Raw genomic sequence first — 26,514 nt, 5'->3', positions numbered from 1 at the left:
CCGATCAGTCCACGGGCCGGTCCCGCAGCACCCGCTTGAGCAGCTTGCCGGACTGGTTGCGCGGGAGCTCCTCGACGAAGTGCACCTGCTTGGGCACCTTGAACCCGGCCAGCCGCCCCTTGACGTGGGCGACCAGCTCGTCGGCGGTGACCTCGGCGCCGTCGCGGCGCACGACGTACGCCGTCACCGCCTCGATCCAGCGCTCGTCCGGGAGGCCGACGACCGCCACCTCGGCCACGGCCTCGTGGGTGTAGAGGGCGTCCTCGACCTCGCGGGAGGCGACCAGCACGCCGCCGGTGTTGATGACGTCCTTGATCCGGTCGACGACGGTGAGGAAGCCCTGCTCGTCGACGCGCACCAGGTCGCCGGAGTGGAACCAGCCGTCGCGGAACGCCTCGGCGGTCGCGTCGGGCTTGTCCCAGTAGCCCTCGCACAGCTGCGGAGAGCGGTAGACGACCTCGCCGACCTCGCCGGGCGCGACCTCGGCGTCGTCGTCGCCGACCACCCGCAGCTCGACGAAGAGCACCGCCCGGCCGCACGACTCGGGCCGCTCGTCGTGCTCCTCGGGTCGCAGCACCGTGGCCAGCGGCCCGATCTCGGACTGGCCGAAGCAGTTGTAGACGGCCAGTCCGGGCATCGCGTCGCGCAGCCGCTGGAGCACCGGCCCGGGCATGATCGAGGCGCCGTAGAACGCCTTGCGCAGCGAGGTCAGGTCGCGGGTGGCGAAGTCGGGGTGGTTGGCCAGCGGCACCCATACGGTCGGGGCGAGGAACAGCGCGCCGTGCCGCTGCTCGGCGACCAGCCGGAGCAGCTCGGGCACGTCGGGCGCCTCGACGAGGTGGTTGCGGGCGCCGACCGCGAGGTAGGGCAGCAGGAACACGTGCATCTGCGCGGAGTGGTAGAGCGGCATCGCGTGCAGCGGGTCGTCGTCGGCGCGCAGCTCGAGCGCGGTGATCGCGGAGACGTACTCGTGCACCAGCGCCCGGTGGGTCATCATCGCGCCCTTGGGCTGCGAGGTGGTGCCGGAGGTGTAGAGCAGCTGCACCAGCTCGGTGTCGGTGACCGGTGGCTCGTCGGCGGGCAGCACCCGGTCCGGCACCGCCTCGCGCGTCGCCAGCTCGAGCAGCGAGCCGTCGGCGTCTCGCAGCGGCAGCACCGTGGTGACCTCGAGCCCCGCCGCGTCGTACTGCTCGCGCAGGGCGGGGTCGACCAGCACCGCGCTGCTGCCGGACTGGCCGACCAGGTAGCGCAGCTCCTCGCCGGTGAGCGCGTAGTTGACCGGCACGTGCACCAGGCCGGCGCGGGCGCAGGCCAGGAACGCGATCAGGTAGGCGTCGGAGTTGCGGCCGTACGCCGCGACGCGGGCGCCGCGGGTCAGCCCGAGCCCGCGCAGCGCGGCGGCGGCCCGGGTGACGGCGGCGTCGAGCTCGGCGTAGGTCCAGGTGCGGTCGGCGAACGACAGCGCCGGCCGGTCGGGGTGGCGGGCGGCGCTGCGGGTCAGGATGCCGTCGACGGTGCTGGCGCGTGCCGAGGCCGCGGTCGTGTCGGGGGTGGTGGGGGGCAACGGGTCCTCCTGGTGCGGGCCTGGTCACGGTCTGGTGGCGGAGATGCCTGGTCCGGTCGGTGTGGTCTCCGTCATACCGCACGATGCGTTCTCGGGCGGGGGCGGGATGCCGAGTCGGCAGCTGAGTCGCCGACTCGGCGGGATCGCACCTGCATTCACGCCGACTCGGCCACGCACGCCCCGCATTCACGCCGGCTCGACCGGATCCCCGCCGGCACCAGCGCCGACTCGATCGAGCCCGGGATGAGCACGGGTACTCAGCCGAGGTGAGTCGTCGATCGCTGCCCCGGTGAGCCGCTGCGGGTCTCTACTGGAGGCATGGCCCGCTACGCCGATCCGACCCGTTGCCCCGACTGTCACACCCCGCTGCCGTTCGACGTCGCCACCTGCCCGAGGTGCGCGCTCCCGCTGCGGGGGCCGATCGCGGTGTCGCTGCTGCAGACGCTGAGCCGCGCCGACGACTTGCTCGTCGCGCTCCGCGCGAGCGGCGCCCCGGCTGTCCGTGCGGTGGCGGCCGGGGTGGCCGCCGGCGGCGACGCCGCGACCGGCGGACCGCGGGTCTCCGCCGCGACGTACGAGCCGTTCCCGGCGTCGGCTCCCGCGGCGCCGGCCGCCTCCGCGAGGAGCCGGGGCCTGCGCGGCTCGTCGGTGCCGGTGGTGCTGCTGGGCCTCGGCGCGCTGTGCCTGCTGGTGGCCGCGGTGATCTTCCTGGCTGTGGCGTGGTCCTGGCTCGGTGTCGCCGGGCGCACCACGGTGCTGGTGGCGCTGACCGCGACCGCGGCCGGCCTCTCCGCCGGGCTGGGACGCCGCGGGCTCCGCGTGGCCGCCGAGTCACTGTCGGTGGTGGCGCTGGGCCTGCTGCTGCTCGACCTCGCCGGGGCCGCGTCGGCAGGTTGGGTCGAGATCGAGTCGCTGCCCGCCGCACTGCGCTGGGGCGGCGCGGCGACCCTGCTCGCCGGCGTGACGCTCGCCGCCGCCGTCCCGGCCCGGCTGCACCTGCCCCAGGTCGCCGCCGGGCTCGGGCTCGCCGTCCTCGGCCTCGGCGTGCTGACGGGCACCGACCACCCGAGCGTCGTCGTCTTCGCGGCCGCGCTCTGCTCCGCGGCCGTCGGCGTGGGCGCGCGCTACGTCCGGATGACGACGCTGACCGTCGTCGCGGTCGGCGGCGCCGGCCTGTGGTGGCTCGGCCTGCTCGGGCGCGGCCTGGACCGTCTCGAGGTGGGCGTCACCCTGCAGGCCTGGTGGCTCGACGGCGAGGCCGGCGAGCTGGTGGGGGCATCGCTGCTCGCCGCCGCGGTCGCCGCCGCCGGTCTCCGGCACCAGCCGCTGCCGCGCGTCGCCGGCTCGGTGGCTGCCCTGCTGGCGACGCTCACGGTCGCGGCGCCGGCCCTCGACGAGGGGCCCGACGCGCTCGCGCTCGTCGCCCTGGCCGTCGTCGCCGGATGGGCGCCGGTCACCCTGGTCGGACGCCGGCACACCGTGGCATGGCTCGCGGTCGGGCCGCTGGCGCTGGCCACCGCCGCGCTGCTCCCCCTGCTCGCCGAGCAGCTGCTCGCCGCGGCCGAGGGCGCCCTGGCGCTGGCCGGCCCCTGGTCGAGCGACTGGACGCTGCGGGTCGACCCGGAGACCACCTGGGCCGCCCCCGCCCTGCTGCTGCCGATGGCCGCCGCTCTGGTCGCCGCCGGCTGGGCCGCGGGCCGGCTGGCCGGGCTGCGGCGTACGCCGTGGGGGCCGGCCGGGTCCGTCCTGCTGCTGGCCGGGCTCGCCGTGCCGGCGCTCTACCCGGTGCCGGTCGCGCTGGTCGCCGGCCTGCTCGCCGCCGCCGGTGCCGCCGCGGTCGGCGTGGCGCTGCCTCGCGAGGACGACCGGGGGCTGCTCCTCGCGCTGTCGGGCGCCGGCCTCCTCGGGCTCGCCGGGGCCGCAGCGCTGCCGAGCGCGGTGCTGACGCTGGCCGCGGTCGCCCTCGGCTCCGCGACCGCCGCGGTCGTCGCCTGGCGCGGCCGGTTCCCGTCGGCGACCGACCTCGGCGGCGGCGCCGTCGCGCCGCTCCTCGCCGGGCTGGTGTGGACCGTCGGCGAGGTGGCCGGCATCGACGCGGACGTCCGCGGCGTGCCGCTGCTGGTCGTGGTCGGCCTGCTCGCGGTGGCCTGGCCGCGCCCGTCGGTGGAGCTGGGCGCCGCGGCGTCCGGCTGGGTGGGTGCGGCCGTGGCGGTCGCGCTCTCCGGCGACCTGCACCTGTCGCTGGCGGTGCACCTGACGCTCGCCGGCGCCCTGGTCACCGCGAGCGCCCTGGTCAACCCCGGACGCCGACGGCTCGGCTGGCTCGGCGGACTGCTGCTGGCGCTCGCGTCGTGGGTGCGGCTCGCCGACCTCGGGGTGGGCCAGCCCGAGGCCTACACCCTGCCGAGCGCGCTCGCGCTGGTCGCCGTCGGCCTGGTCGCCCTGCACCGCGATGTCACCCTGCCCACGCAGCGGGCGCTCGGGGCCGGGCTCTGGCTGGCCACGCTGCCCTCGCTGCTGTGGACGCTCGACGACCCGGTCTCGCTGCGGGCGGTGCTCCTCGGGATCGCCTGCCTGGGTCTGGTGCTCGGCGGGGCGGCCCTGCGCTGGTCGGCGCCGGTCGTGTCCGGCGGTGTCGTCGGGGCGCTGCTGGTGCTGCGCGAGCTGGCCCCGTGGGCGGCCCAGACCCCGCAGTGGGTGCTGATCGGCGCCGCCGGCACCGCGCTGGTGGTCGTCGGCGTCACCTGGGAGGCCCGGGCCCGCGACCTGCGCCGCGCCGCGGCGTACCTCGGGCGGCTGCGGTAGCGCGGGCCTGCTGTTTCACCAAGGGATGCAGGTCAACCCACACTTCCCTGGGTCTGCACGCCGAGGGGAGTGCAGGTTCGGCGACATACCTTGATGAAACCGCGGCGGGTCGCCAGCACCCGCGACGCCCGTCAGCCCGGCCCGCGACTGAGCAGGAACGGCGTGCCCCCGAGCCGGCGCAGCACGGGCAGGTCGACGAAGGTCAGGCCGACGATCGTGCCGTCGGGGCGGGTGCGGAGCTCGTCGCGCACCCAGCGCCACGGTCGCGGGGCGTCCGCGGCGTAGGAGACGACCAGCGCGGGCCGCCCGTCGGCCAGCGACGGCGCCACCCGCGCGGTCATCGGCAGCACCTCGGCGAGCACTCCCCCGTCACGTGGGCGCACCAGGTTGACGCCGTCGAGCCCGTCGCCCGCGAGCACGAACCGCTTGCCCCACCAGCGCGGCAGACCGACCAGGCCGAGGCCGGCGGGCGCGACCCGCCGCAGCGGCGGCAGGAACGAGGCGGCCAGGTCGCCGACCAGGTCCGCGGGGTCGGGCACCGCCAGCGAGGACCACGACCGCCGGGTCGCGAGCAGGCCGGACGCGGTCATCGCGCCGGCTCCGGCGCCGGAGCGGTGGTCGCCGGCCGGCCGCGGACGGGGGTACGCCGGGTGCGCCCGGCGGGTGCCGCCGGGAACCGGGCGGCGAACCGCTCGGCCAGCGCTGTGATCGTCAGCGACGGGTTCACCCCCAGGTTCGCGGGGATCACGCTCGCGTCGGCGACGTAGAGCCCCGGGTGGCCGAAGACCTCGTGGTCGGCGTCGACCACGCCCTCGGCGGCGGAGCGGCCCATCACCGCGCCGCCGAGCACGTGCGCGGTGACCGAGAGCCCGCCGACGGTCTCGCCGAGCAGGTTCAGCGGCCGGCCACCCGACGCCTCGGCGAACGCGCGGGTGACCCGGTTGGCCACGGGCAGGTGGCTCGGGGCGCTGCTGCCGGCCACCGACCGCGATCGCAGCGCGGTGCGCCACGGCCGGACCGGGGAGCGGCCGCGCACCAGGGAGAGCTCGTTGTCGACGGTCTGCATCACCGTGAGGACGCTGAGCCGGCGCTCGAAGCCGCGAGCCAGCGCCACCCGCAGCTGGGCGAGCGGCCGGAGCGCGATCGCGGCCAGCGTCTTGACCGCCCGCACCGCCGGACGGTGGTCGTCGACCAACGGCCCCAGCTGGGCCCGCATGTGCCACCCCCCGACGTACCGGTTCTGGGTGACGTGGGTGGTCGCGTCGGGGTGGAAGTCGCTGCTGATCGTGGGCCCGCGGGAGAGGTCCTCTCCGGGTGGCTGGAGCACGGCGGTCAGCGCCTCGGAGTTGGTGCGCACGTGCCGGCCCAGCAGCGGTGAGAGGTGTGGCAGGGTGCCGAGCTCGTCGCGGCAGCGCAGCAGCAGGTCGACGGTGCCGAGGACCCCGGCCGCCAGTACGACCCGTCGCGCGGTGATCCGGGTCTCGGCGCCGCCGCGCCAGGGGTGGCGGCACGTGACGGCGTAGCCGCCTCCCGGCAGCGGGGCCACCGCGGTCACCTCGTGCTCGGGGCGCACCTGGGCGCCGTACCGCTCGGCGAGGTGGAGGTAGTTGCGGGTGAGCTGGTTCTTGGCGCCGTAGGGGCAGCCGAGCAGGCACTCGCCGCACAGACGGCAGCCGGTGCGCGCGGGGCCCTCGCCGCCGAAGAACGGGTCGGGCTCGGTGACGCCCTCCCGGCCGAAGTGGATCGCGACCGGCACCGGCCCGAACGTGTGGCCGGCCCCGACCGCTTCCGCGGCCGCGCGCAGGTGCTCGTCCATCGGCCCGCTGTGCGGGCAGGTGGCGCGGCCGAGCATGCCGGACGCCGTGGCCAGGTGCGGGCCGAGCTCGGCCCGCCAGTCGAGGCCGAGCCGGCGCAGGGTGGGGTTGTCGTAGAAGTCGGCGCCGGGCTCGAGGAGCACCCCGGCCCAGACGATGGAGCCGCCGCCGACTCCGGTGCCGCCGATCACCGCGACGTGGCGCAGGATCCGTTGCCAGAAGAACCCGCGCATGCCGAGGCCGGGCTGCCACAGGTAGGCGCGCGGGTCACGACGGGCCCGGAGCAGGTCGTCGTCGGAGAGCCGGCGCCCCTTCTCCAGGACCACGACCTGGTGGCCGGCCTCGGTGAGGCGCAGCGCGGCGGTGGCGCCGCCGAAGCCGCTGCCGACCACGACGACGTCGGCGTCGTACGTCGGGCTCGTGCGCTGCTCGGCCTCGGCGGGCGGGACGGCGCTGGGCGGCTGCGGGGCGTGGGTCACCGGCGCACCCTAGGGCACCGGGGTTGTCCAGCGGGGGGATTCTGACTGACTTCCCGGTCAGATTTGGGGCACGGTCCGGTGGGTGGCCCCGGGCTCGGTGCAGGTTCATCTAGGGATGCAGACCAACCGGCACTCCCCTCGATGGGCAGACCTGGGGAACTGCGGGTTCGCCTGCATCCCTTGATGAAACTGCAGCAACCCGACCGGGACCGGTCAACGAGCCCCGGGTCAGATAGAACGGGTCAGATGAACAGCGCCGGGTCCGCCATCGCGCCGCGGGTGCCGGGAGCCGAGACCTGTGCTGGTACGCCGAGTGCGGTCCAGCCGGCGGGCACGTCGCCGACCACCACGGAGTTGGCGCCGACCCGGGCGCCGTCGCCGACGAGGATCGGGCCGAGCACCTTCGCGCCGGCACCGAGCACGACGCCGTCGCCCACGGTGGGGTGGCGCTTGCCGCGCTTGGTGGTGCGGCCGCCGAGGGTGACCCCGTGGTAGATCAGCACGTCGTCGCCCACCTCGGCGGTCTCGCCGATCACCACGCCCATGCCGTGGTCGATGAAGACCCGTCGCCCGATCACCGCCCCGGGGTGGATCTCGACGCCGGTGACCGACCGGGCCACGTGGGAGAGCACCCGGGCGAGCAGCCGGGTGCCGCGGCGCTGCCAGAGCCGGTGCGAGACCCGGTGGGCCCACACCGCGTGCAGGCCCGGGTAGGCCAGCACCAGCTCGGCCCAGGAGCGGGCGGCCGGGTCGCGCTCGCGGGCCGCGCGCAGGTCCTCGAGCAGCCGGGCCAGCGCCCGGGGCGCCGGCTCGGTGGCCGTCTCGCCCGCGGCGTCGGGCCCGGCGTCGTCCGCCTCGGTCGCGGCCTGCGCGTCGGCGGGCACCGGGCGCAGCTCCACGTCCGAGCGGAGCAGGGTCAGCGAGGGAAGGGTGGCGCGGGCTGCCATGGTCAGTCCACCAGGCCCTCGAACAGCGGCGTGGAGAGGTAGCGCTCACCGAACGACGGGATGATCACGACGACGGTCTTGCCGGCGTTCTCGGGACGCGAGGCGACCTGGACGGCGGCCGAGATGGCGGCGCCGGAGGAGATGCCGACCAGCAGGCCCTCCTCGCGGGCGGCCCGGCGGGCCCACTCGAACGCGGTGGCGGCGTTGACGTCGAGCACCTCGTCGTAGACCTCGGTGTCGAGCACCTCGGGCACGAAGTTCGCGCCGATGCCCTGGATCTTGTGCGGGCCGGGCTGGCCGCCGTTGAGGATCGCGGACTCCTCCGGCTCGACCGCGACGACCTGCACACCGGGCTTGCGCTCCTTGAGCACCTGGCCGACGCCGGTGATCGTGCCGCCGGTGCCGATGCCGGCCACGACGATGTCGACGCCGCCGTCGGTGTCGCGCCAGATCTCCTCGGCGGTGGTGCGGCGGTGCACCTCGGCGTTGGCGGGGTTCGCGAACTGGCGCACCAGCACCGCGCCCTGCTCACGGCCGATCTCCTCGGCCTTGTTGACCGCCCCGTTCATGCCCTCGCTGCCGGGGGTGAGCACCAGCTCGGCGCCGAAGGCGCGCAGCAGGGCGCGCCGCTCCTTCGACATGGTCTCGGGCATGGTCAGCACGACGCGGTAGCCGCGCGCGGCGCCGACCATGGCCAGCGCGATGCCGGTGTTGCCGGAGGTGGCCTCGACGATCGTGCCCCCCGGCTTCAGCTCGCCGGAGGCCTCGGCGGCGTCGATCATCGCGACGCCGATCCGGTCCTTGACGCTGTTGGCGGGGTTGTAGAACTCCAGCTTGGCCAGCACCGTGGCGCCGGCGTCACCGACCACCCGGTTGAGGCGGACGAGCGGGGTGTTGCCGACAAGCTGGGTGACGTCGTCGTAGACGCGCATGGTGGTCTCTCCTGAGATCTCGACGGTGGCGACGCGCGAGGAGGCGTCGGCCGGGTGGGACGAGCGATGGCTCGGACGGCGGTGGTCGCGGTCGGCGAGCGGGGCGGGAGCGGCGGGGCCGCGGTCAGTGGGCCCGACAGAGCGCCGAGCGCACCAGGCAGTGGTCGACAGCGCGGCGGCGGGTGAGGTCGGGCGTCGTCGGACCGGCGAGAGCCGGACGCGGCGCAGCGATGCTCACGATGCCTCTCTCCTTCGCGGGTGCGGTGGCCCATTGTTGCGTCCCGGGCGCGCCGGCGTCCACCGGGCCGGGCGGACGCCGTGCCGGCCACATGCGGGACGCGCCCGACTGAGAGGGGAACGCCCTGCTCAGGCGGTGCATTCCCGCGGGATCTCCAACGGGGGGACGCCGCCGAGGGCCTTGCGGTAGCGGACGCCGTCGGCGAACTGCTCGAGGGTCTGCCACAGCCGCTGGTGCGCCTCCCACGGGAGCGGCTCGGCGCCCTGCCGCCAGCGGGCGCCGAAGGACACCCACACCGGCGTCCACGTCGCGGCGTCGTCCCAGGCACCCCGTCGTGCCATCACCAGCCTCCGGCACAGCTGGAACGCGGCCCGCGGCCCGTCGGGGCAGTTCGGCGCGGTGGCCACCGGCCACACCCACAGGTCGAGCGCCATCAGCGCCACCTCGAGGTCGGGCAGCACGGCCGGGTCGACGAGGACCGTCGCCACGTTCTCGTGGGGCGCGCGCTGCATGGCGGCACGGTGCAGCAGCGGCGCCCGGAACTCAACCCCCCGGAGGGTGAAGGCCCTCGTCGTCAGGCGCCGGCCGGGGTGACGCTCTGCGGGCCGCCCTCGAAGCGGGCGGCGGCCTCGGGGTCGATGCCGCGGAGCACCACGCGCGAGGCCTCGCCGAGCGCGGCCAGCTGCTGCGGGGTGAGCGCGTCGACCACGAGCCGGCGCGCCTCGCGGACGTGGTCGGGAGCGGCCGCCCGCAGCTTCGCCAGCCCCGCGGGCGTGAGCCGCACGGAGGTGCGGCGACCGGCCTCGGCACAACCCCGCGAGGGCTGGGACCACAACACCGACTACCTGCGGCGGATCCTCGTCGACTGCTGGCAGGCCGACCTCACCGTGGTCGAGCGCGAGTTCACGCTGGTCGGCGTCAACCCGGCGCTCGACGAGTTCTCCGAGCCCGCCGCGCTGATGCGCAAGGCAGCCGAGGAGGCCGCGGTCGAGGCTGGCCGGGTGCTGGCCGCCCGCTGAGCGGCCACCGGTCTCGCTGTAACGCGGTGTCCCCGTAGCTATCGCGGTGCTGCAACACCGCGATAGCTACGGGGACACCGCGTTACATCTGCCGGGTCAACTGGGGTTCGCTCTCCGCGCCGCGCGACGGCGGGCGCCTCAGAGCCGGGACAGCGCCTGGCGGAGCGGATCGAGTCCGAGCGAGCCGAGGTCGAGCGCCGCGCGGTGGAACTCCTTGAGATCGAAGGCCGTGCCCGCGCGGGCCTGGGCCTCGGCCCGCGCCTCGAGCCAGATCCGCTCGCCGACCTTGTACGACGGCGCCTGGCCCGGCCAGCCCAGGTAGCGCTTGACCTCGAACTGGATCACCGGGTCGTCCATCCGGCAGTGCGCCCGCATGAAGGCCAGCCCCAGGTCGGGGGTCCACCGCTCTCCGGGGTGGAAGCCGAACGGGTTGTCCCGCGGGATCTCCAGCTCCAGGTGCATCCCGATGTCGACGACCACCCGGGCGGCGCGCATGCCCTGGCCGTCGAGCATGCCGAGGCGGTCGGCCGGGTCGGCCAGGTAGCCGAGGTCGTCCATCAGCCGCTCGGCGTACAGCGCCCAGCCCTCGCCGTGGCCGCTGACCCAGCACATCAGCCGCTGCCACCGGTTGAGCACCTCGCTGCGGTACGCCGTCTGGCCGACCTGCAGGTGGTGGCCGGGCACGCCCTCGTGGAAGACCGTGGTGACCTCGCGCCACGGGGCGAACTCATCGATGCCGTCAGGCACCGCCCACCACATCCGACCGGGGCGGGTGAAGTCCTCCGACGGGCCCGTGTAGTAGATGCCGCCGTCGTTGGTCGGCGCCAGGCAGCACTCGATGCGCCGCACCGGCTCGGGGATGTCGAAGTGGGTGCCGTGCAGGTCGGCGATGGTCTGGTCGGCCAGCTCCTGCATCCAGTCGCGGAACGCCTCGCGGCCGGAGATCTTGCGCGCCGGGTCGGCCTCGAGCGCGGCGACGGCGTCGTCGACGCTGCCACCGGGCACGATCCGCTGCGCGGTGGCGGCCATGTCGTCGGTGATCCGCTTCAGCTCCTCCCAGCCCCACAGGTAGGTCTGCTCGAGGTCCACCTCGGCGCCGAGGAAGTAGCGCGAGGCCAGCGCGTAGTGCTCGCGCCCGACCGCCTCGTTCGATCGACCGCGCGGCGCCATCTCGTCCTCGAGGAACAGCCCGAAGTCGGCGAAGGCCCGGCTGGCACCCCGTGCGTGCTGCTCCAACTGGGTCTGCAGCGCCCCCGACTGGCCGCTGCGGGCGACCAGGCCGGCGAAGAAGTCGCCGCCCTCGCCCTGCTGCCCGGTCCAGGCCCGCACCTGGTCGGCCACCTCGGCGTACTGCCGCGCGGCCACCACCCGCCCGCGCGCAGCCTCCTCGGCGAGCGTGATCCGGTAGCCCTCGACCGCGGCGGGCACCGCGGCGAGCCGGGCGTCGACGGCCTCCCAGGCCTCGGTGCCCTCGGTGTCCATCAGGTCGAACACCTGCCGGATCTCGTGCAGCCCGCTGGTCAGCACCGACAGCTCGGGGCGGACGACGCCCGCGTCGGCGCGCTCCACATCGAGGCCCAACCGCTCGCGGAAGGCGTCGCGGGCCACCGCCTCGCGCTCGTCGACCGGCGTGGCCGCGGTGACCTCGGCGAGCGCCCGGCGGGTCAGCTCCTCCCGGGCGTCGAAGCCGTCGGGCGAGAGGTCGGTGAGCCGGTGCTCGTGCCCGGCGATCCCGAGGTAGGTGGCGGCGATCGGGTCGAGGGCGGCGTACTCTTCCACGAAGCGGTCGGAGGCGGCGTCGACAGGGCGTGCGGCGTCGGTGGTCACGCTGGTCACCCTAGGAGACGACGCCGCGGGGCGCCGCCGAGTTGTCGCGCCGCCGGCTGCCGACCGGGTCGCCCGGGCAGCCGAGCTCCTCAGCAGCGATCCCGCGCACCCGCGGACGCCCAGCGCCGGGTCTCACGCGTAGGGGCTCTCGGCGAGAGTCACGACGGCGGTGCGCTGCTTGCCGGCGCTCGTGGTCCAGGTGAGCGCGACCCGGTCGCCCGGCTCGCGCTGGCCGAGCAGGTCCGTGAGCTCCTCGACCCGGGCGACGACGCGGCCGCCCGCCTCCGTGATCACGTCGCCGGCGGCCAGCCCGGCCTCCGCGGCCGGCGTCCCGGCCTCGACCTCGGCCACAGCGACGCCGGCAGCACTTCCCACGCCACTCCCGCTCTCACTGACGGTGACGCCCAGGTAGGCGGACGCTCCCACCTGCACCGAGCCGCTCTCGTCTCCGGCCCGGATCTGCTCGATCACGTCGAGGACGTCCTCGATCGGCACCGCGAAGCTCTCCGCGGCGGCGCTCGAGGCGGCCGTGGTGAGCCCGAGCACCTCACCTTCGGCGTCCAGCGTCGGACCGCCGGAGTAGCCGGGCACCGCGGCCGCCGTCGTCTGCAGCAGGCCGGTGAGCTGCTCAGCGCTGCCGGGCATGCCGTAGCCGTCGGAGGTGGTGATCGTCCGGTCGGTCGCGGTGACCGTGCCGTCTACGGCGGACAGGTAGCCCTGGCCGCCGGCGTTGCCGACGGCGGTGACCTCGTCTCCGGCCTCTCCGTCAGGGTCGACGGCGTCCCCGTCGTCGTCGAGGACCGCGACGGTCAGCCCCTCGGCGCCGTCGAGCTCGAGCAGCGCCACGTCGGCGGTCTCGTCGAAGCCGACGACCTCGGCGGTGAAGCTCTCCGCGGTCGTCGCCACGGTCACGGTGACCTCGGCGGCGTCCTCGACCACGTGGTAGTTGGTGATGACCAGGCCGTCCGAGGTGAGCACGATCCCCGTCCCGGCCCCGGCTCCGGACGCCGTCGTGGTCTCGATCAGCACCACGCCCTGCGACTGCGCCTCGGTCGCTGCGGCGCCGGAGTCGGCGACGGACCTGTCCTGCGGGCCGGTCTCCGTGCTGTCGCCGACACCCTCGTCCAGGCCATCGCCCAGGCCGGGGGACGTGCCGGGGAGGCTGCCCGGGAAGGCCGCGCCCTGGTACGCCGGCGCGACGGCGCCGCCGCTCACCGCGACGGCGTCGCCGTCGGTCAAGGCCCAGGTGACCGGGACCGCGACCGAGGCGGCGAGCAGGGCACCGCCCGCGGCCGCGACACCGGCGGAGTACCAGATCCGGCGCCCGCGGGCAGGTGGAGCACCGGTGACCGCGGGGGTCTCGGCGACTGCGGGCAGGTGCGGCAGGGAGGTCGTGTGGTTGTCCATGACGCCCACCTCACCGCCGGAGCCTGCGAGGACGATGCGGTCGGGCTGTGCGGCTCCTGTGAGCGTCCGTGAGCCGACAGGCCGCATCCGCGTTGCCCGGCCCGCGGGATGGGTACCCCGCTCTCGCCGGACGACCGGCACCGACCCGTCCCCACGTCACGAGGAGCCAACCGTGCGACCCCGCTGGAGCACCGGACCGGCCCGGCTCACCCTGGTCCGCCACGGGCACAGCGTCGGCAACCACGCCGACTCACAGGCCCGCGAGGCGGGCGCCGAGCAGCTCGACCTCGACGTCCGCGACGCCGACGTCGAGCTGTCGGACACCGGGAGGGAGCAGGCCGACGCGCTCGCCGCCTGGCTGGCCGGCTGCGACGACGAGACCCGGCCGACCGCGGCGATCAGCTCGCCCTACCGCCGCGCGGCGCAGACCGCCGAGCGCACGCTGAGCGGGCTTCCCTCGGAGCCCGGGCTCCACCTCGACTTCGACGAGCGGCTCCGCGAGCGCGACCTCGGCGTGCTCGACGGCCTGACCGGCACCGGCATCCGGGCCCGGCACCCCGAAGAGGCCGCCCGTCGCGGCAAGCTCGGCAAGTTCTACTACCAGCCTCCGGCGGGCGAGAGCTGGGCCGACGTCGCCCTCCGGGTGCGCGGGCTGCTCGACGACCTCCGGCACGGCTTCGACGGCGAGCACGTGTGGCTGTTCACCCACCAGGCGGTGATCATGACGTTCCGCTACGTCCTCGAGGGGCTCTCGGAGGAGCAGATCCTCGACGTCGACCGCCGGCTGCAGATCCCGAACGCCTCGTTGACCACCTACCGCCGAGACGGCGCGTTCCTCGAGCTGGAGCAGTTCGCGCGCACGGACCACGTGGACCAGGCCGACGCCGACGTGACGCGCGAGGCCGATCAGGCCGGCGCAGGCAGCCGTGAGCACGACTGAGCCGGCGGTTCCGCCGGGCAGGGGTACGCCGCGCCGGCCGGCCGGCGGGCCGGCGACGGTCGTCACTCCGGCGGTGCTGCGAGGGTGGCCGCTGCCCCCTCCGGGCGAGGACAAGCACGCCCGTGGGCAGCTGCTGGTCGTCGGGGGCGACGAGTCCACCCCCGGCGCCGTGCGACTGGCGGGCGAGGCCGCGCTGCGCGCCGGCGCCGGCAAGCTCCAGATCGCCACGGCCGCCGGGCATGCCCCGACGCTGGCGGTCGCGGTGCCGGAGGCGGCCGTGCACGGCCTCGAGGTCGCAGCGGCCGGCCGCCTCGACCCGAGCGCGGTCGGCGAAGTGGTCGCGCTGGCCGACCGCGTCGACGTGCTGCTGCTCGGCTCCGGCTTCAGCGACGTGGCCGCGTCGGTCCGACTGCTCGAGGCCCTGCTGCCCCGCGTCACCGCCAGCACGGTCCTCGACGCCCTCGCCTCGGCGTACCTCACCGAGCACCCGCGCGGGCTGCTCCATCTCGACAGCCGGGCCGTGCTGTGCGTCAACCCCACCGAGCTCGCCCGTACGGCGCACCGCGAGGACCGCGAGGTGCAGGCCGACCCGCTCGGCACCGCCCGGGAGGTCGCCGCCCGCAGCGGTGTGGTCGTGCTGTGCGGTGGGTCCGAGAAGCACGTCGCCGATCCCGACGGCCGCGGCTGGGTGGTGCAGGGCGGCGGGCCGGGCCTGGGGGTCTCCGGCTCGGGGGACGTGCAGGCCGGCATCGTCGCGGGCCTGCTCGCCCGCGGCGCCGAGCCCGCCCAGGCCGCGGTGTGGGGGGCGCAGCTGCATGCGCGGGCCGGCGAGCGCCTGGCGCATGAGGTCGGCACCGTCGGCTACCTCGCCCGGGAGATCCCGGCCCAGGTCCCGGCCGCCCTGGCCGAGATCGGCTGACCGGGCTCGCGGCCGCGGCCCGGGCGCGCGAGGTCTGAACCAGCTGCTCGCGCGCCGCATCACGGACCGGGCGTCGGGTACCGCCAGGGTGCACCCCGACCCCGACGAAGGAGCGCCATGACCGAGCAGACCGGCAACGACCACGACGCCGAGAGCTACCACGGCTACTCCGTCGACGACGAGGACCAGCCGCAGGGCAGTGGCGACAGCCTGGTCGACGAGCGCGGACTCGAGGAGCCGCTCGACGAGGGCTACAGCCCGCCGGAGAAGTACTCCGCCGCCCAGGGCTACGGCAACACGCCACTGGAGGAGGCGCTGGGCGAGAGCCTCGACCAGCGGCTGGCCCAGGAGGTGCCGGAGCCCGACCCCTACGACCAGGCCGCGCGGGAGCAGGACCTCGACAGCGAGGTGGCCGACCCCGAGGTGGGCGACGGGCGGGCCGGCCGCCTGGTCGAGCCCGACGAGGGCGCCCGCACCGACACCGACGGCGACCTGACCGCCACCGACGTCGGCATCGACGGTGCCGGCGCGAGCGCCGAGGAAGCGGCCGTCCACGTGGTCCGGGAGGAATGACCGACTCATCCGACTCCGGTAACTTCCCGGGCATGCCCGGGTGTCCCACCATCGTCGTGGTCGACGACGCCGCGGAGGTGCGCGCCCTGGTGCGGGCCCGGCTGCGGCTCTCGCGGCGGCTCGACGTGGTCGGCGAAGGTGCCGACGGGGCCGCGGCCGTCGAGCTGGCCCGCGAGCACCAGCCCGCGCTCCTGCTCCTCGACGTCTCGATGCCGGGCACCGACGGGCTCGAGGCGCTGCCGCTGGTGCGCCGGGCCTCCCCCGAGACCCGGGTGGTGATGTACAGCGGGTTCTCCGAAGATGGTCTGGCCGCCCGCACGCGCGACCTGGGGGCGGCCGCGTTCCTGGAGAAGTCCACCTCGCTCGACACGCTCGCCGACGACCTGCTGCAGGTGCTCGACGGGTCCGTGGGGGCCCCGATCCCGGTGCCGCGCGCCGACCCGGCAGAGACCGAGCGGGCCGCGGTCGAGGCGGTCGACGCCGCCGAGCGTGCGGTGCTCCACGAGCACCTGGAACGGTTCCGGGAGGTCTTCGAGGACGCCGCGATCGGCATGGCCACGATGACGCTCTCCGGCCGCGTCGTGCGGGCCAACCGCAGCCTGGCCCAGTTGCTGGTCCGCCCGGTCGACGCCCTCGTCGGGGCGGCCTACCCAGACCTCCTCCACGACCCCGGCCCGTTCCGGCGGGCCCTGGGCCGGGTGCTCGACGGCGGCGAGGACGCCGTCCAGGTCGAACACCGGGTGGCCGGGCTCGACGAGCGCCGGCTGCTCGCCACCCTGTCGCCGGTGCGCGACTCCCGGCAGCGCCCCCTCTACCTCTTCCTCCAGGTGCAGGACGTCAGCCGCCAGCGACGTGCCGAGGAGGCACTGCGGCAGAGCGAGCAGCGGTTCCGGCTGCTCGTGGACGCCGTCCAGGACTACGCGATCTTCATGCTCGACCCCGACGGGCACATCGCGAGCTGGAACGCCGGCGCCCAGCGAGCCAAGGGCTACACCGCCGCCGAGATCCTCGGCCAGCACTTCCGGGTCTTCTACCCGCCGGAGCTGCAGCAGTCCCGCCACCCCGAGCACGAGCTCGAGCTGGCGATCCGCGACGGACGCTACGAGGAGGAGGGCTGGCGGATCCGCAAGGACGGCAGCCGGTTCTGGGCGCAGGTGACGATCACCGCGGTGCACGACGAACTGGGCCGCCTGGTCGGCTTCGCGAAAGTCACCCGCGACACCTCCGAGCGCCGCCGCATGCTCGACGAGCTCGCCGAGGCCAACCAGCAGCTCCGCCGGACCGCCGACGACCAGGCGCACTTCCTCGCGGTCACCGCCCACGAGCTCCGTGCGCCCGTCGGGGTGCTCGGCATGACCGCCGAGACGCTCTCGCGGCACTGGGCCGACCTCGAGCGGGCAGAGCGTGACGACTTCCTGGCCAGCATGGCCACCAGCGCCGGGCAGCTCAGACGGCTGCTCGGCGACCTGCTCACGGCAGCCCGGCTCGATGCCTCCGCGCTCGACCTGAACCCCGTGCGGGTGCCACTGGCCGACCGGCTCTCGGCGGTGGTCGCCGGCGCCCGGAGCACGCACCCCGGCGCGGTGCTCGAGTTCGACCCGGAGGGCGTGGCCCGCGACGTCGCGGTGCTCGCGGACCCGGGGCGCCTGGTGCAGGCGGTGGACAACCTCGTCCTCAACGCCCTGCGCCACGGCGCCTCCCCCGTGCGGATCGACGTCGAGGCGCACCGGCGTACCGTCGACGTCGTGGTGCGCGATGCCGGCCCCGGGGTCCACGTTGACATGCTGCCGAGGCTCTTCGACCGGTTCGCGACCAGCAGCAGCGGCGGCACCGGCCTGGGCCTGTTCATCGTGCGCGAACTCTGCCGGGCCCAGGGGGGCGACGCCTTCTACCGGGCCGAGGACCGGGCGTTCGTCGCCAGCTTCCCGCGCCACCGGGAGGAGCCATGACCGCCGCCGGCTCCGCGAACTCCACCGCGTCGATCCGGGTGCTCCTCGTCGACGACGCCGAGGACATCCGGCGGCTGATCCGCACCGCCCTGAGGTTCCGGGGCGGGTTCGAGGTGGTGGGCGAGGCCGCGACGGGCGCCGAGGCCGTGGCCCAGGCCGCCGAGTTGCATCCCGACATCGTGGTGCTCGACCTGGGCCTGCCCGACCTGGCCGGACGCGACCTCATCGCCCGGGTGCGCGAGAGCTCCCCGCCCAGCCAGGTCGTGGTGTTCTCCGCGGCGGAGGCCTCGGACCCCTCCTGGTTCGAGGACCGCACCGCCGGCTACGTGCTCAAGGACGCCGATCTCGACTACCTGGTCGACCTGTTGGAGTCCGTGGCCGCGCCGAGGCCCGACGAGGCGGTGCTCGACCTGCCGCAGGACCTCGCCAGCGTCAAGGAGGCCCGCCGGTTCGTGATGCAGCAGCTGCTGGACTGGGGCTTGGAGTCGATGCGCGACGACGCCTTCCTCGTCGTGAGCGAGCTGGCCGCGAACGCGCTCACCCACGCTGCGTCGGACTACCAGGTGCGGCTCTCGCTGAGCCCGACCGCGCTGCGCATCGAGATCTGCGACTCCGGCACCGGCACCCCGGAGCCGCAGCCCCCCACGATGACCCAGGACCACGGCCGTGGCCTGCTCATGGTCTCGGCGCTCTCCGCGTCGTGGGGCATCGACGTGGGTCCGGGCGAGGGCTCGGATGCGGCCGGGCCCGGCTCCGGCAAGGTCGTGTGGGCCGAGCTGACCCGGGCGGCGCCGAGCGAGCTCTCCTGGTCCGGCACCGACGACTGACCCCTCACCCGCCCGGGTGAGTGAGGTCTCGGCTTTGCCGGGTTCGACCACGCCCAGGTTGGGCACTGGTGATGATGGGGGCCCCACGGGAGAGGCGGAATGGACCAGGACTCGGGAGTGTGGCGGTGGCTCGCCGAGGCGACCACCGACGGCCTGTGGGTCGTCGACGCCCACGGCCGCACCCTCTACGCCAACCAGCGACTCGCCGAGTTGGTGGGCCGCCCCCGCGAGCAGCTCGAGGGGCGGCTTCTGGAAGAGGTCTTCTCCGGAGACCAGCTGGAGCTGCTCGCCGCCCACCTGGACCGGCTGCGGGCCGGTGACGCGCGCGACGACGTCGACACCCGCTGGGAGCGACCCGACGGCAGCGTCGTGTGGACCGTGGCCAGCTTCGGCCCCCTGTACGACGACGACGGGCGGCCGGCCGGCTGGTGGCACCGGGTCAGCGAGCACAGCCATTGCCCGGCCCACCTGGACCGGCTGCGGGTGCGCGAGCAGCAGCTGGCCGCTGCTCAGCGGATCTCCGCCATCGGGAGCTGGGAGTGGAACCTGGAGACCGGCAGGGTCGAATGGTCCGACGAGATGTACCGCATCACCGGTGAGGGCCGGGACTTCGAGCCTGAAGTCGACTCGTTCCGCCTCCGGGTCCACCCCGAGGACCTTCCCCAGTTCGACCAGGCCGCCGTCGACGCCCAGGGCTCCGCCGACAGCTTCGACACCAACTTCCGCATCGTCCTCCCCGATGGCCGGGAACGCTGGATGCACGGGCGGGGCATGACCGAGTGGGGCCCGGACGGCACCCCGGTCCGGGCCCGTGGGGTGGTCCAGGACATCACCGCGCTGATGGAAGCCGGCGAGCAGGCCGAGCAGGCGACCCGGCGGCTCAACCTGCTCCAGCAGATGGCCGCCGGCGCCAACCAGGCCGGCAGCCTCGACGAGGCCGTCGAGCTGGCCGCCGCCGGTCTCCCCGCATACACGGGCTGGAGCGCCGTCGCCTCGTTCGCCCCGACGCCGTCCGAGGGACGCCTCGAGGTCCGGCAGACCTGGAACCCGCCGGTGCCGGCCGACCCCGTGCTGGCGGCTCGGGCCGCGCAGGAGCGCGCGGTGGTGGTGGCACCCGGGCCCGGGCCGCTGGCCGAGACCCACAGCGTGGTCTCCATCCCGGTGCTGTGCGACGGCGCGCTGGTGCGCGTCGTACAGGCCCTGGCCGACGAGTCGCCACTCGACGACAACAGCCACGCGCTGATCGACCAGGTGGCCACCCAGCTCGGTCTGGTCGCCGGGCGCGAGCAGACGGCCCGGGCCCTGGCCCAAGCGCGCGATGCCGCGATGGAGGCCTCCCGGCTGAAGTCGGCGTTCCTCGCGACGATGAGCCACGAGATCCGCACCCCCATGAACGGCGTCATCGGCCTGGGCGAGCTGTTGCTGCACACCGACCTCGACCCGCGTCAGCGGCGGCTCGCCGAGGGCCTGCAGACCGCCGGCACGACGCTGATGGCCATCATCAACGACATCCTCGACCTGTCGAAGATCGAGTCCGGCAAGCTCGAGCTCGAGGCGGCCGACTTCGACGTCCGGGAGCTGTTCGACCACACCGCCGGCATCCTCGCCGGGCCCGCCCGGGAGAAGGGGCTGGAGCTGGTCGTCGCCTGTCACCCCGAGGTCCCCCGGATGGTGCGCGGCGACGCCACCCGCTTCGGCCAGGTGGTCACGAACCTCGGCTCGAACGCGGTGAAGTTCACCGACCGCGGGCAGGTCGTGGTGCGGGTGGAGCTCGCCGAGCTGACACCCGTGGAGGTGGTGCTCAGCGTCGAGGTCACCGACACCGGTGTCGGCATCCCGCCAGAGGTGCAGGGCCGGCTCTTCGACGCGTTCACCCAGGCCGACGCCTCCACCACCCGACGCCACGGCGGCACCGGGCTCGGGCTGGCCATCTCCCAGCAGTTGGCCCACGCGCTGGGTGGCGAGGTGACGGTGCACAGCGAGCCCGGCCACGGCAGCACCTTCACGTTCACCGCGCGATTCGAGCGCTGCTCCGGCGCCCCGGGTGGGCTCTCACCCGAGGCGACCACCGTGCCGGCCGACCGCCGGGTGCTGGTGGTCGACGACAACGAGAGCAACCGGCTCGCGCTCACCGAGCAGCTGACCGCCTGGCGGTTGCGCCCCCACGCGGTCGGTGACGCCGAGGAGGCGCTCGCGGCGCTCCGTGAGGGCACCGCCGCGGGCCAACCGTTCGAAGTGGCCCTCCTCGACGGATCGATGCCCGGCACCGACGGCGCCGCGCTGGCCCGCGTCATCCGCCACGACCCCTACCTCCGCGGCACGGTGCTGATCCTGCTGTCGACCGCCCCGGCCGACCAGGGCGAGGGGGCCGCCGCCGGCTTCGACCTCGCCCTCGACAAGCCGGTGCGACACTCCGAGCTCCGCGAGGCGCTCAGGACCGCTCTCGGCTCCGAGACCGACTCGCGTGCCGTCGCGGGCAGCGAGCCCGCGGCCGCCCGCGATCCCGTCCCGAGCGCACCGGGCGGCCGCGTGCTGGTCGTCGAGGACAACGAGGTGAACCAGCTGGTCGCCAGCGGACTGCTCCAGACGCTCGGCTACGCCGCCGTCGTGGCCCGCGACGGACTCGTCGCGCTCGACCTGCTCGGACCAGGACACGGCTTCGCCGCGGTGCTGATGGACTGTCGGATGCCTCGCCTCGACGGTTTCGAGGCCACTCGCCGCCTGCGCGCCCGCGAGGCGGACGACGAGCGGGTTCCGGTCATCGCGATGACCGCCTCCGCCCTCGAGGGCGACCGGGAGAGGTGCCTGGACGCCGGCATGGACGACTTCCTCACCAAGCCTGTGGCAGCCGTCGAGCTCGAACGCGTCCTGCGCCGCTGGATCCCGTCCTCGTCCGGCGACGACGCGACCGTGGCGGACCGAGCGGCCGCGTCACCGACCACGCCCGCCGAGCTCCCGGTGCTCGACCACGACCGGGTCCGCACCCTGGAGCAGCTGCGCAAGGACGGGATCACCTTCTTCGAACGCACCGCGCGGTCGTTCCTGGGCCGTGCCCCCGACCTGCTGCGGGCGGTGAGCGAGGCGCTCTCCGCGGCGGACCACCAGGCCCTGGGCCTGGCCTCCCATGCGGTCAAGGGCACCGCGCTCAACCTCGGGCTGCCCCGCGTGGCGGCGGTGGCGGACAGACTCGAGGCGTTGGCCGAGCGCTCCAGCCCCACGGCCGCGGGCCGCAGTGGCGCGGGCGACGGCGAGCACACCGGCGCGGAGCTGCTCGCCCACCTGGAGGCCGAGCTCGACCAGGCCGTGCTCACGCTCCAACGCGAGCTCGCCGCCCGAAGCTGACCCACCGGTCGCTCCGTTCCCACTACCGTGGGAGGTGACCCGCGCCACCCCTGCGGGCCCGACCCACGCCACACCACCCCGTGGCCGAACCGAACGGACACCACCCATGACCGAGCCCAGCGTCGAGACCCACGACCCCGAAGCCGCCCCCGACAGCGACGTCTTCTCCGCCGCCGCCCAACACGAGCAGGTCGTCTTCGCCAGCGACGAGGAGTCCGGGCTCCGGGCCATCGTGGCGATCCACTCCACCGCCCTCGGACCGGCGCTTGGCGGCACCCGCTTCCACCCCTACCCCACCACCGCCGCGGCCCTCGCCGACGTGCTCGAGCTCTCCCGCGGGATGACCTACAAGGCCGCTCTGGCCGGCCTGGACCTCGGCGGCGGCAAGGCGGTGATCGTCGGCGACCCGGCCCGCGACAAGTCCGAGGCGCTGCTGCGTGCCTACGGCCGGTTCGTGCAGTCCCTCGGCGGGCGCTACCTCACCGCCTGCGACGTCGGCACCTACTCCGCCGACATGGACCAGGTCGCCCGCGAGTGCTCCTTCGTGACCGGCCGCACGGTCGCGCACGGCGGTGCCGGTGACAGCTCGGTGCTCACCGCGTACGGCGTGTTCCAGGGCATGCGCGCGGCCGCCGAGGTCGCCTGGGGCAACCCGTCCCTGGCCGGTCGCACCGTCGGCGTGGCCGGCGTCGGCAAGGTCGGCCGGCACCTGGTCGGCCACCTGCTCGAGGACGGCGCCGACGTGGTCGTCGCCGACGTCTCCGACGCCGCCGTACGCAGCCTGCGCAGCGAGCACCCCCGGGTGCGGGTCGTCGACTCGACCGACGCATTGGTGCGCTCGCCGCTGGACGTCTACGCCCCCTGTGCGCTCGGTGGGGCGCTGGACGACGACGTCGTCGAGGTGCTCACCGCCAGGGTCGTCTGCGGCGCGGCCAACAACCAGCTGGCCCACCCGGGCATCGAGAAGGTGCTCGCCGACCGTGGCGTGCTCTACGCGCCGGACTACTGCGTGAACGCCGGCGGCCTGATCCAGGTGGCCGACGAGCTCGAGGGTTTCGTGTTCGAGCGCGCCAAGCAGCGCGCCGAGGGGATCCTCGACACCACCCGGCGGGTCTTCGAGCTCGCCGAGCGCGACGGGGTGCCGCCGGCTGTCGCGGCGGACCGGCTCGCCGAGCAGCGGCTACGCGAGGTCGGCCGCCTGCGCGGCATCTGGTTGCCGGGCAGTTGAGCCTCGCGCCCCGACCCGAGGACGCCGGTCCGACATCGCTCGATGTCGGACCGGCGCACTCGCGGTCAGGTCAGTCGCGGCGGGGTTCGGAGTAGTCCGACCAATCGTCGTAGTCGTCCGAAGCCTCGGACGACTCGTCGCTGCTGTCTTCGCCGCCATGCAGTTCGCGGGCCAGTGCCCCGAAGTCCGTCTCGTGAGTGCGGTACTTCAGGTCGCGGGCGACCTTCGTCTGCTTGGCCTTCGCTCGGCCGCGCCCCATAGGGTCGACCCCCTCGCACGCTTGGCCGGGGCATCGAAGCGCCCGGACTGTCTTGGATGTCTCGTGGGGGCAACGCTACCTGCTCCCCGGCTGTTCCCGCACATCCGGTTCCAGATTCGTCACGAAGTCCCAGGTCGTGGCTGGTCCGCCACCGCGCGACACCCGGCGGACCCCGGGTGATCGGTCTCTCCGCTGACCCGTCACTCGTGGTCGGCGTGGACCCGCTGACCCGTCACTCGTGGTCGGCGTGGACCCGCTGACCTGTCACTCGTGGTCGGCGTGGACCCGCTGACCTGTCACTCGTGGTCGGCGTGGACCCGCTGACCTGTCACTCATGGTGGGCGTGGGGCTGGGTTTCAGACCGACCCCCGCTTGGTCACGGTCGGCGGAGGTCGCGGGTCGGCCGGGTCACGCGGCGTAGCCGCATCTTCCCTTTCACTCAGGGTCGGTGAGCCCGGCGCCGGGCGCGGGGTGGGGCGGCGGAGCCGGAGGGGCCCCCCGGACGGCCGTGGATGGGCCTGGCCCCCGCTCCGTGAGGAACGAGCGGAGCGGGTGGTTGGCCGGCCGGGGCCCCTCCGGCGCAGCCGACCCGCCCCACCCACACACGCCACCGGTCCTCACCAGCACCACGAAGCCCCGCGCAGCGGAAGCCCCGCGCAGCGGACCTACCAACCAGCGTGCTGTCCGGCGAGCCGGACCTTCCCACCGTCGTCCGCGGACGCGGCGTGCCGCACCTCACCGGCGACCCAGGCGCGCAGCCCGTGGCCGGCGAGCAGCTCGATCGCCGTGTCGACGTCGTCGGCCTCGAGGAGCGCGACCATGCCGACGCCGCAGTTGAGGGTCGCCTCGAGGTCGGGCTGTGAGACCTGTCCGACCTGCCGCACCAGGTCGAAGACCGGCGCGGGGGTCCAGGTGCCGCGCTCGAGGGTCGCGGTCAGCTCGACCGGCAGCACCCGCTCGAGGTTGGCGGCGAGCCCGCCGCCGGTGATGTGCGACATCGCGTGGGTGCGGGTGCGGGCGGCCAGGTCGAGGCAGGCCTTGGCGTAGATGCGGGTCGGGGTGAGCAGCTCCTCGCCGAGGGTGCGGCCGAGCTCAGGCACGTCCCGGTCGAGCGACCAGCCCGCTTCGGTGAGGAAGACGTGCCGCACCAGCGAGTAGCCGTTGGAGTGCAGCCCGCTGGACTCGATGGCCAGGACCACGTCGCCGGGGCGCACCCGGGCCGGCCCGAGCAGCCGGTCGCCCTCGACCACTCCCGTGGTGGCGCCGGCGACGTCGTACTCGTCGGGCGCCAGCAGACCGGGGTGCTCGGCGGTCTCTCCGCCCAGCAGCGCGCAGCCGGCCTGCACGCAGGCCTCGGCGATGCCCTTGACGATCGCGGCGATCCGCTCGGGCACCACGCGTCCGGTGGCGATGTAGTCGGTCATGAACAGCGGCTCGGCCCCGCACACGACCAGATCGTCGACGACCATGCCGACCAGGTCGAACCCGATGGTGTCGTGCACGTCCATCATCTGCGCGATCGCGACCTTCGTGCCGACCCCGTCGGTCGAGGTGGCCAGCAGCGGCCGCTGGTAGCGGGTCAGCGCGGAGGCGTCGAACAGCCCGGCGAAGCCGCCGAGCCCCCCGATGCTCTCGGGACGGCGGGCCTTCTCCACCCAGCCCTTCATCAGCTCGATGGCGGTGTCGGCCGCCTCGATCGACACGCCGGCGGCGGCGTAGGCGGACTGCTCCTGCTCGGTCATGGGTCCTCGCTCAGCGGGCTCGGGCGTTGGGGTGTGCTCACGGGTTGTTCAGGACCGGCAGTGCCTTGCCCATGGTGGGGGAGGACAGCGAGACCTCGAGCAGGTGCTTGCCGAGCAGGCTCTCGTCGGGGAGCTCGATGGGGTAGGCGCCGGTGAAGCAGGCCTGGCAGAGCCGCTCCGACGGTTGACCGGTGGCCTCGACCATGCCTTCGAGCGAGATGTAGCCGAGGCTGTCGGCGCCCACGCTCGCGGCGATCTCGTCGCCGTCGAGTCCGTTGGCGATCAGCTCGGCCCGGGTGGCGAAGTCGATGCCGTAGAAGCACGGCCACTTCACGGGCGGGCTGGAGATCCGCACGTGAACCTCCCGGGCACCGGCCTCGCGCAGCATCCGCACCTGGGCCCGCTGGGTGTTGCCGCGGACGATCGAGTCGTCGACGACGACCACCCGTTTGCCGCGGATCATGTGCTCGAGCGCGTTGAGCTTGAGCCGGATGCCCAGTTGGCGCAGGGTCTGGCTGGGCTGGATGAACGTGCGCCCGACGTAGGCGTTCTTCACGAACCCCTGACCGAACGGGATGCCGCTCTCCTCGGCGTAGCCGGCGGCGGCGGGGGTGCCCGACTCGGGCACCGGCATCACCAGGTCGGCCTCGACGGGGAACTCGCGGGCCAGCCGCCGGCCCATCTCGACGCGCGCCTCGTGGACGCTGCGCCCGGCGATCGTGGCATCGGGCCGGGCCAGGTAGACGTATTCGAAGACGCAGCCCTTCGGGTCGGCGTCGGCGAACCGGTGGGAGCGCAGCCCGCTCTCGTCGATGACGAGCATCTCGCCGGGCTCGACCTCGCGGACCACGCTGGCGCCGATCGTCGCCAAGGCGGCGTCCTCGCTGGCGACCACCCAGCCGCGTTCGAGGCGCCCCAGCACCAGCGGTCGGATGCCCTGCGGGTCGCGCGCGGCGTAGAGGGTGTCCTCGTCCATCCAGACGAACGAGAACGCCCCTTGCAGCAGCGGCAGCACCTCCATCGCCCGCTGCTCCAGGGAGGTGTCGGGGTGGTGGGCCAGGAGGGCGGTGACGAAGCCGGTGTCGTTGGTGGACTCGGCCACCGGCCGGGTGTGCAGCTCGAGCTCGTCGCTGGGGCCCGGCAGCGCGTCGACCAGGTCGCGCAGCTGGTGGGTGTTGACCAGGTTGCCGTTGTGGCCCAGCGCGATCGAGCCTTCCGCGGTGGGGCGGAACGTGGGCTGGGCGTTCTCCCAGGTGCTGGCACCGGTCGTGGAGTAGCGGGCGTGCCCGATCGCCAGGTGGCCCTTGAGGGAGTCGAGTGTGGTCTCGTCGAAGACCTGCGAGACCAGGCCCATGTCCTTGTAGACGAGGATCTGCCGGCCGTTGCTGACCGCGATGCCGGCCGACTCCTGGCCGCGGTGCTGCAAGGCGTAGAGCCCGAAGTAGGTCAGCTTCGCGACGTCCTCGCCGGGTGCCCAGACCCCGAAGACCCCGCAGGCGTCCTGCGGTCCCTGGTCCTGCGGGTCCAGCGAAGCGGTGAGCCGGCCGTCGCCGCCCTTGCGCGGCGAGCTGCTGAGGTAGGGCACGTTTCCGCAGTCTAGTGGTCCCCACCGGAGGTCCTCCGCGTGTCCCGCGCCCCGGGCACGCACCTCGCGGCGTTGCCGTCGCTCGCTGGACGAGCCAGTACGGCTTCGCTCCGGCGCC

The 26,514-nt window shown here is 74.6% G+C and carries 21 protein-coding genes; 9 read left to right on the top strand and 12 right to left on the bottom strand.

Annotated features, from left to right (window positions below; genetic code table 11):
• Positions 1-4: 4 nt before the first annotated feature.
• The gene (locus D6B71_RS13805; RefSeq protein ID WP_121256029.1) at positions 5-1,564 is read right to left on the bottom strand and encodes a fatty acyl-CoA synthetase; all 1,560 of its coding nucleotides are present in this window, start codon (positions 1,562-1,564) and stop codon (positions 5-7) included.
• Positions 1,565-1,882: 318 nt separating this feature from the next.
• On the opposite strand from D6B71_RS13805, the gene D6B71_RS13800 reads away from it, so the two are divergent.
• Positions 1,883-4,369, top strand: coding sequence for an SCO7613 C-terminal domain-containing membrane protein (locus D6B71_RS13800; protein ID WP_121256027.1), 2,487 nt, complete (start codon positions 1,883-1,885; stop codon positions 4,367-4,369).
• Positions 4,370-4,500: 131 nt separating this feature from the next.
• Here D6B71_RS13800 and D6B71_RS13795 read toward each other — a convergent pair whose 3' ends face one another.
• From D6B71_RS13795 to D6B71_RS13770, 6 genes are all read right to left on the bottom strand, one after another.
• Complete coding sequence (locus D6B71_RS13795; protein WP_121256025.1) at positions 4,501-4,959, bottom strand: hypothetical protein; 459 nt, start codon at positions 4,957-4,959, stop codon at positions 4,501-4,503.
• Complete coding sequence (locus D6B71_RS23825; RefSeq protein ID WP_121256023.1) at positions 4,956-6,662, bottom strand: FAD-dependent oxidoreductase; 1,707 nt, start codon at positions 6,660-6,662, stop codon at positions 4,956-4,958. Before D6B71_RS23825 ends, D6B71_RS13795 begins: the two co-directional genes overlap by 4 nt.
• Positions 6,663-6,904: 242 nt before the next feature.
• Positions 6,905-7,609, bottom strand: coding sequence for a serine O-acetyltransferase (cysE, locus tag D6B71_RS13785; protein WP_121256021.1), 705 nt, complete (start codon positions 7,607-7,609; stop codon positions 6,905-6,907).
• Positions 7,610-7,611: 2 nt separating this feature from the next.
• Positions 7,612-8,541, bottom strand: a complete 930-nt coding sequence (gene cysK / locus D6B71_RS13780; RefSeq protein ID WP_121256019.1) for a cysteine synthase A — start codon at positions 8,539-8,541, stop codon at positions 7,612-7,614.
• A 366-nt stretch (positions 8,542-8,907) separates the two neighbouring features.
• The gene (locus tag D6B71_RS13775; RefSeq protein WP_121256017.1) at positions 8,908-9,291 is read right to left on the bottom strand and encodes a hypothetical protein; all 384 of its coding nucleotides are present in this window, start codon (positions 9,289-9,291) and stop codon (positions 8,908-8,910) included.
• 62 nt (positions 9,292-9,353) lie between these two features.
• Positions 9,354-9,563: a hypothetical protein gene (locus D6B71_RS13770; RefSeq protein WP_121256015.1), complete on the bottom strand. Its 210-nt coding sequence runs from the start codon at positions 9,561-9,563 to the stop codon at positions 9,354-9,356.
• Between D6B71_RS13770 and D6B71_RS13765 the strand changes: the two genes are divergently transcribed.
• The gene (locus tag D6B71_RS13765; protein WP_206051762.1) at positions 9,553-9,798 is read left to right on the top strand and encodes a hypothetical protein; all 246 of its coding nucleotides are present in this window, start codon (positions 9,553-9,555) and stop codon (positions 9,796-9,798) included. The two genes, D6B71_RS13770 and D6B71_RS13765, sit on opposite strands and share 11 nt — an antisense overlap.
• A 138-nt stretch (positions 9,799-9,936) precedes the next feature.
• Here D6B71_RS13765 and D6B71_RS13760 read toward each other — a convergent pair whose 3' ends face one another.
• Positions 9,937-11,625, bottom strand: a complete 1,689-nt coding sequence (locus D6B71_RS13760; protein ID WP_240641414.1) for a DUF885 domain-containing protein — start codon at positions 11,623-11,625, stop codon at positions 9,937-9,939.
• Positions 11,626-11,757: 132 nt separating this feature from the next.
• Positions 11,758-13,032 (bottom strand): S1C family serine protease, encoded by a 1,275-nt coding sequence (locus tag D6B71_RS13755; RefSeq protein ID WP_121256013.1) that lies wholly within the window; start codon positions 13,030-13,032, stop codon positions 11,758-11,760.
• Between the two features lie 172 nt (positions 13,033-13,204).
• On the opposite strand from D6B71_RS13755, the gene D6B71_RS13750 reads away from it, so the two are divergent.
• The 7 genes from D6B71_RS13750 to D6B71_RS13720 all read left to right on the top strand — a co-directional run bounded on the left by D6B71_RS13750 (position 13,205) and on the right by D6B71_RS13720 (position 22,810).
• Positions 13,205-13,972 (top strand): histidine phosphatase family protein, encoded by a 768-nt coding sequence (locus D6B71_RS13750; protein ID WP_206051760.1) that lies wholly within the window; start codon positions 13,205-13,207, stop codon positions 13,970-13,972.
• Entirely contained in the window at positions 13,959-14,891 is a 933-nt protein-coding gene (locus tag D6B71_RS13745; RefSeq protein ID WP_121256009.1) for an NAD(P)H-hydrate dehydratase, read from the top strand. The genes D6B71_RS13750 and D6B71_RS13745 overlap by 14 nt, the downstream gene beginning before the upstream one ends.
• Before the next feature lie 117 nt (positions 14,892-15,008).
• Entirely contained in the window at positions 15,009-15,464 is a 456-nt protein-coding gene (locus D6B71_RS13740; protein WP_121256007.1) for a DUF5709 domain-containing protein, read from the top strand.
• A gap of 32 nt (positions 15,465-15,496) precedes the next feature.
• Entirely contained in the window at positions 15,497-17,413 is a 1,917-nt protein-coding gene (locus tag D6B71_RS13735; protein ID WP_240641413.1) for a PAS domain S-box protein, read from the top strand.
• Positions 17,410-18,240, top strand: coding sequence for a response regulator (locus tag D6B71_RS13730; protein ID WP_121256003.1), 831 nt, complete (start codon positions 17,410-17,412; stop codon positions 18,238-18,240). Before D6B71_RS13735 ends, D6B71_RS13730 begins: the two co-directional genes overlap by 4 nt.
• A gap of 99 nt (positions 18,241-18,339) precedes the next feature.
• Positions 18,340-21,582: a hybrid sensor histidine kinase/response regulator gene (locus D6B71_RS13725; protein WP_121256001.1), complete on the top strand. Its 3,243-nt coding sequence runs from the start codon at positions 18,340-18,342 to the stop codon at positions 21,580-21,582.
• A 106-nt stretch (positions 21,583-21,688) separates the two neighbouring features.
• Positions 21,689-22,810, top strand: coding sequence for a Glu/Leu/Phe/Val family dehydrogenase (locus D6B71_RS13720; protein ID WP_121255999.1), 1,122 nt, complete (start codon positions 21,689-21,691; stop codon positions 22,808-22,810).
• A 70-nt stretch (positions 22,811-22,880) separates the two neighbouring features.
• On the opposite strand, the gene D6B71_RS13715 is transcribed toward D6B71_RS13720, so the two are convergent.
• The 3 genes from D6B71_RS13715 to purF all read right to left on the bottom strand — a co-directional run bounded on the left by D6B71_RS13715 (position 22,881) and on the right by purF (position 26,396).
• Positions 22,881-23,069: a DUF3073 domain-containing protein gene (locus tag D6B71_RS13715; RefSeq protein WP_121255997.1), complete on the bottom strand. Its 189-nt coding sequence runs from the start codon at positions 23,067-23,069 to the stop codon at positions 22,881-22,883.
• 665 nt (positions 23,070-23,734) lie between these two features.
• Positions 23,735-24,811: a phosphoribosylformylglycinamidine cyclo-ligase gene (gene purM / locus D6B71_RS13710; RefSeq protein ID WP_121255995.1), complete on the bottom strand. Its 1,077-nt coding sequence runs from the start codon at positions 24,809-24,811 to the stop codon at positions 23,735-23,737.
• Positions 24,812-24,848: 37 nt separating this feature from the next.
• Positions 24,849-26,396, bottom strand: a complete 1,548-nt coding sequence (purF, locus tag D6B71_RS13705; RefSeq protein ID WP_121255993.1) for an amidophosphoribosyltransferase — start codon at positions 26,394-26,396, stop codon at positions 24,849-24,851.
• Positions 26,397-26,514 lie beyond the last annotated feature (118 nt).

This window comes from Nocardioides ferulae, assembly GCF_003660455.1.
Taxonomy (GTDB): domain Bacteria; phylum Actinomycetota; class Actinomycetes; order Propionibacteriales; family Nocardioidaceae; genus Nocardioides; species Nocardioides ferulae.
The sequence above is the reverse complement of the archived record's forward strand: the minus strand, read 5'-3'. Positions and strand labels throughout refer to the sequence as shown.

Bases quoted from the DNA above. Each gene is read 5' to 3' on its own strand.
- D6B71_RS13725 (WP_121256001.1), top strand. From the start codon at position 18,340: ATGGACCAGGACTCGGGAGTGTGGCGGTGGCTCGCCGAGGCGACCACC.
- D6B71_RS13740 (WP_121256007.1), top strand. From the start codon at position 15,009: ATGACCGAGCAGACCGGCAACGACCACGACGCCGAGAGCTACCACGGC.
- D6B71_RS13720 (WP_121255999.1), top strand. From the start codon at position 21,689: ATGACCGAGCCCAGCGTCGAGACCCACGACCCCGAAGCCGCCCCCGAC.
- cysE (WP_121256021.1), bottom strand. From the start codon at position 7,609: ATGGCAGCCCGCGCCACCCTTCCCTCGCTGACCCTGCTCCGCTCGGAC.
- D6B71_RS13735 (WP_240641413.1), top strand. From the start codon at position 15,497: ATGCCCGGGTGTCCCACCATCGTCGTGGTCGACGACGCCGCGGAGGTG.
- D6B71_RS13800 (WP_121256027.1), top strand. From the start codon at position 1,883: ATGGCCCGCTACGCCGATCCGACCCGTTGCCCCGACTGTCACACCCCG.
- D6B71_RS13730 (WP_121256003.1), top strand. From the start codon at position 17,410: ATGACCGCCGCCGGCTCCGCGAACTCCACCGCGTCGATCCGGGTGCTC.
- D6B71_RS13715 (WP_121255997.1), bottom strand. From the start codon at position 23,069: ATGGGGCGCGGCCGAGCGAAGGCCAAGCAGACGAAGGTCGCCCGCGAC.
- D6B71_RS13795 (WP_121256025.1), bottom strand. From the start codon at position 4,959: ATGACCGCGTCCGGCCTGCTCGCGACCCGGCGGTCGTGGTCCTCGCTG.
- D6B71_RS13775 (WP_121256017.1), bottom strand. From the start codon at position 9,291: ATGCAGCGCGCGCCCCACGAGAACGTGGCGACGGTCCTCGTCGACCCG.
- purM (WP_121255995.1), bottom strand. From the start codon at position 24,811: ATGACCGAGCAGGAGCAGTCCGCCTACGCCGCCGCCGGCGTGTCGATC.
- cysK (WP_121256019.1), bottom strand. From the start codon at position 8,541: ATGCGCGTCTACGACGACGTCACCCAGCTTGTCGGCAACACCCCGCTC.
- D6B71_RS13755 (WP_121256013.1), bottom strand. From the start codon at position 13,032: ATGGACAACCACACGACCTCCCTGCCGCACCTGCCCGCAGTCGCCGAG.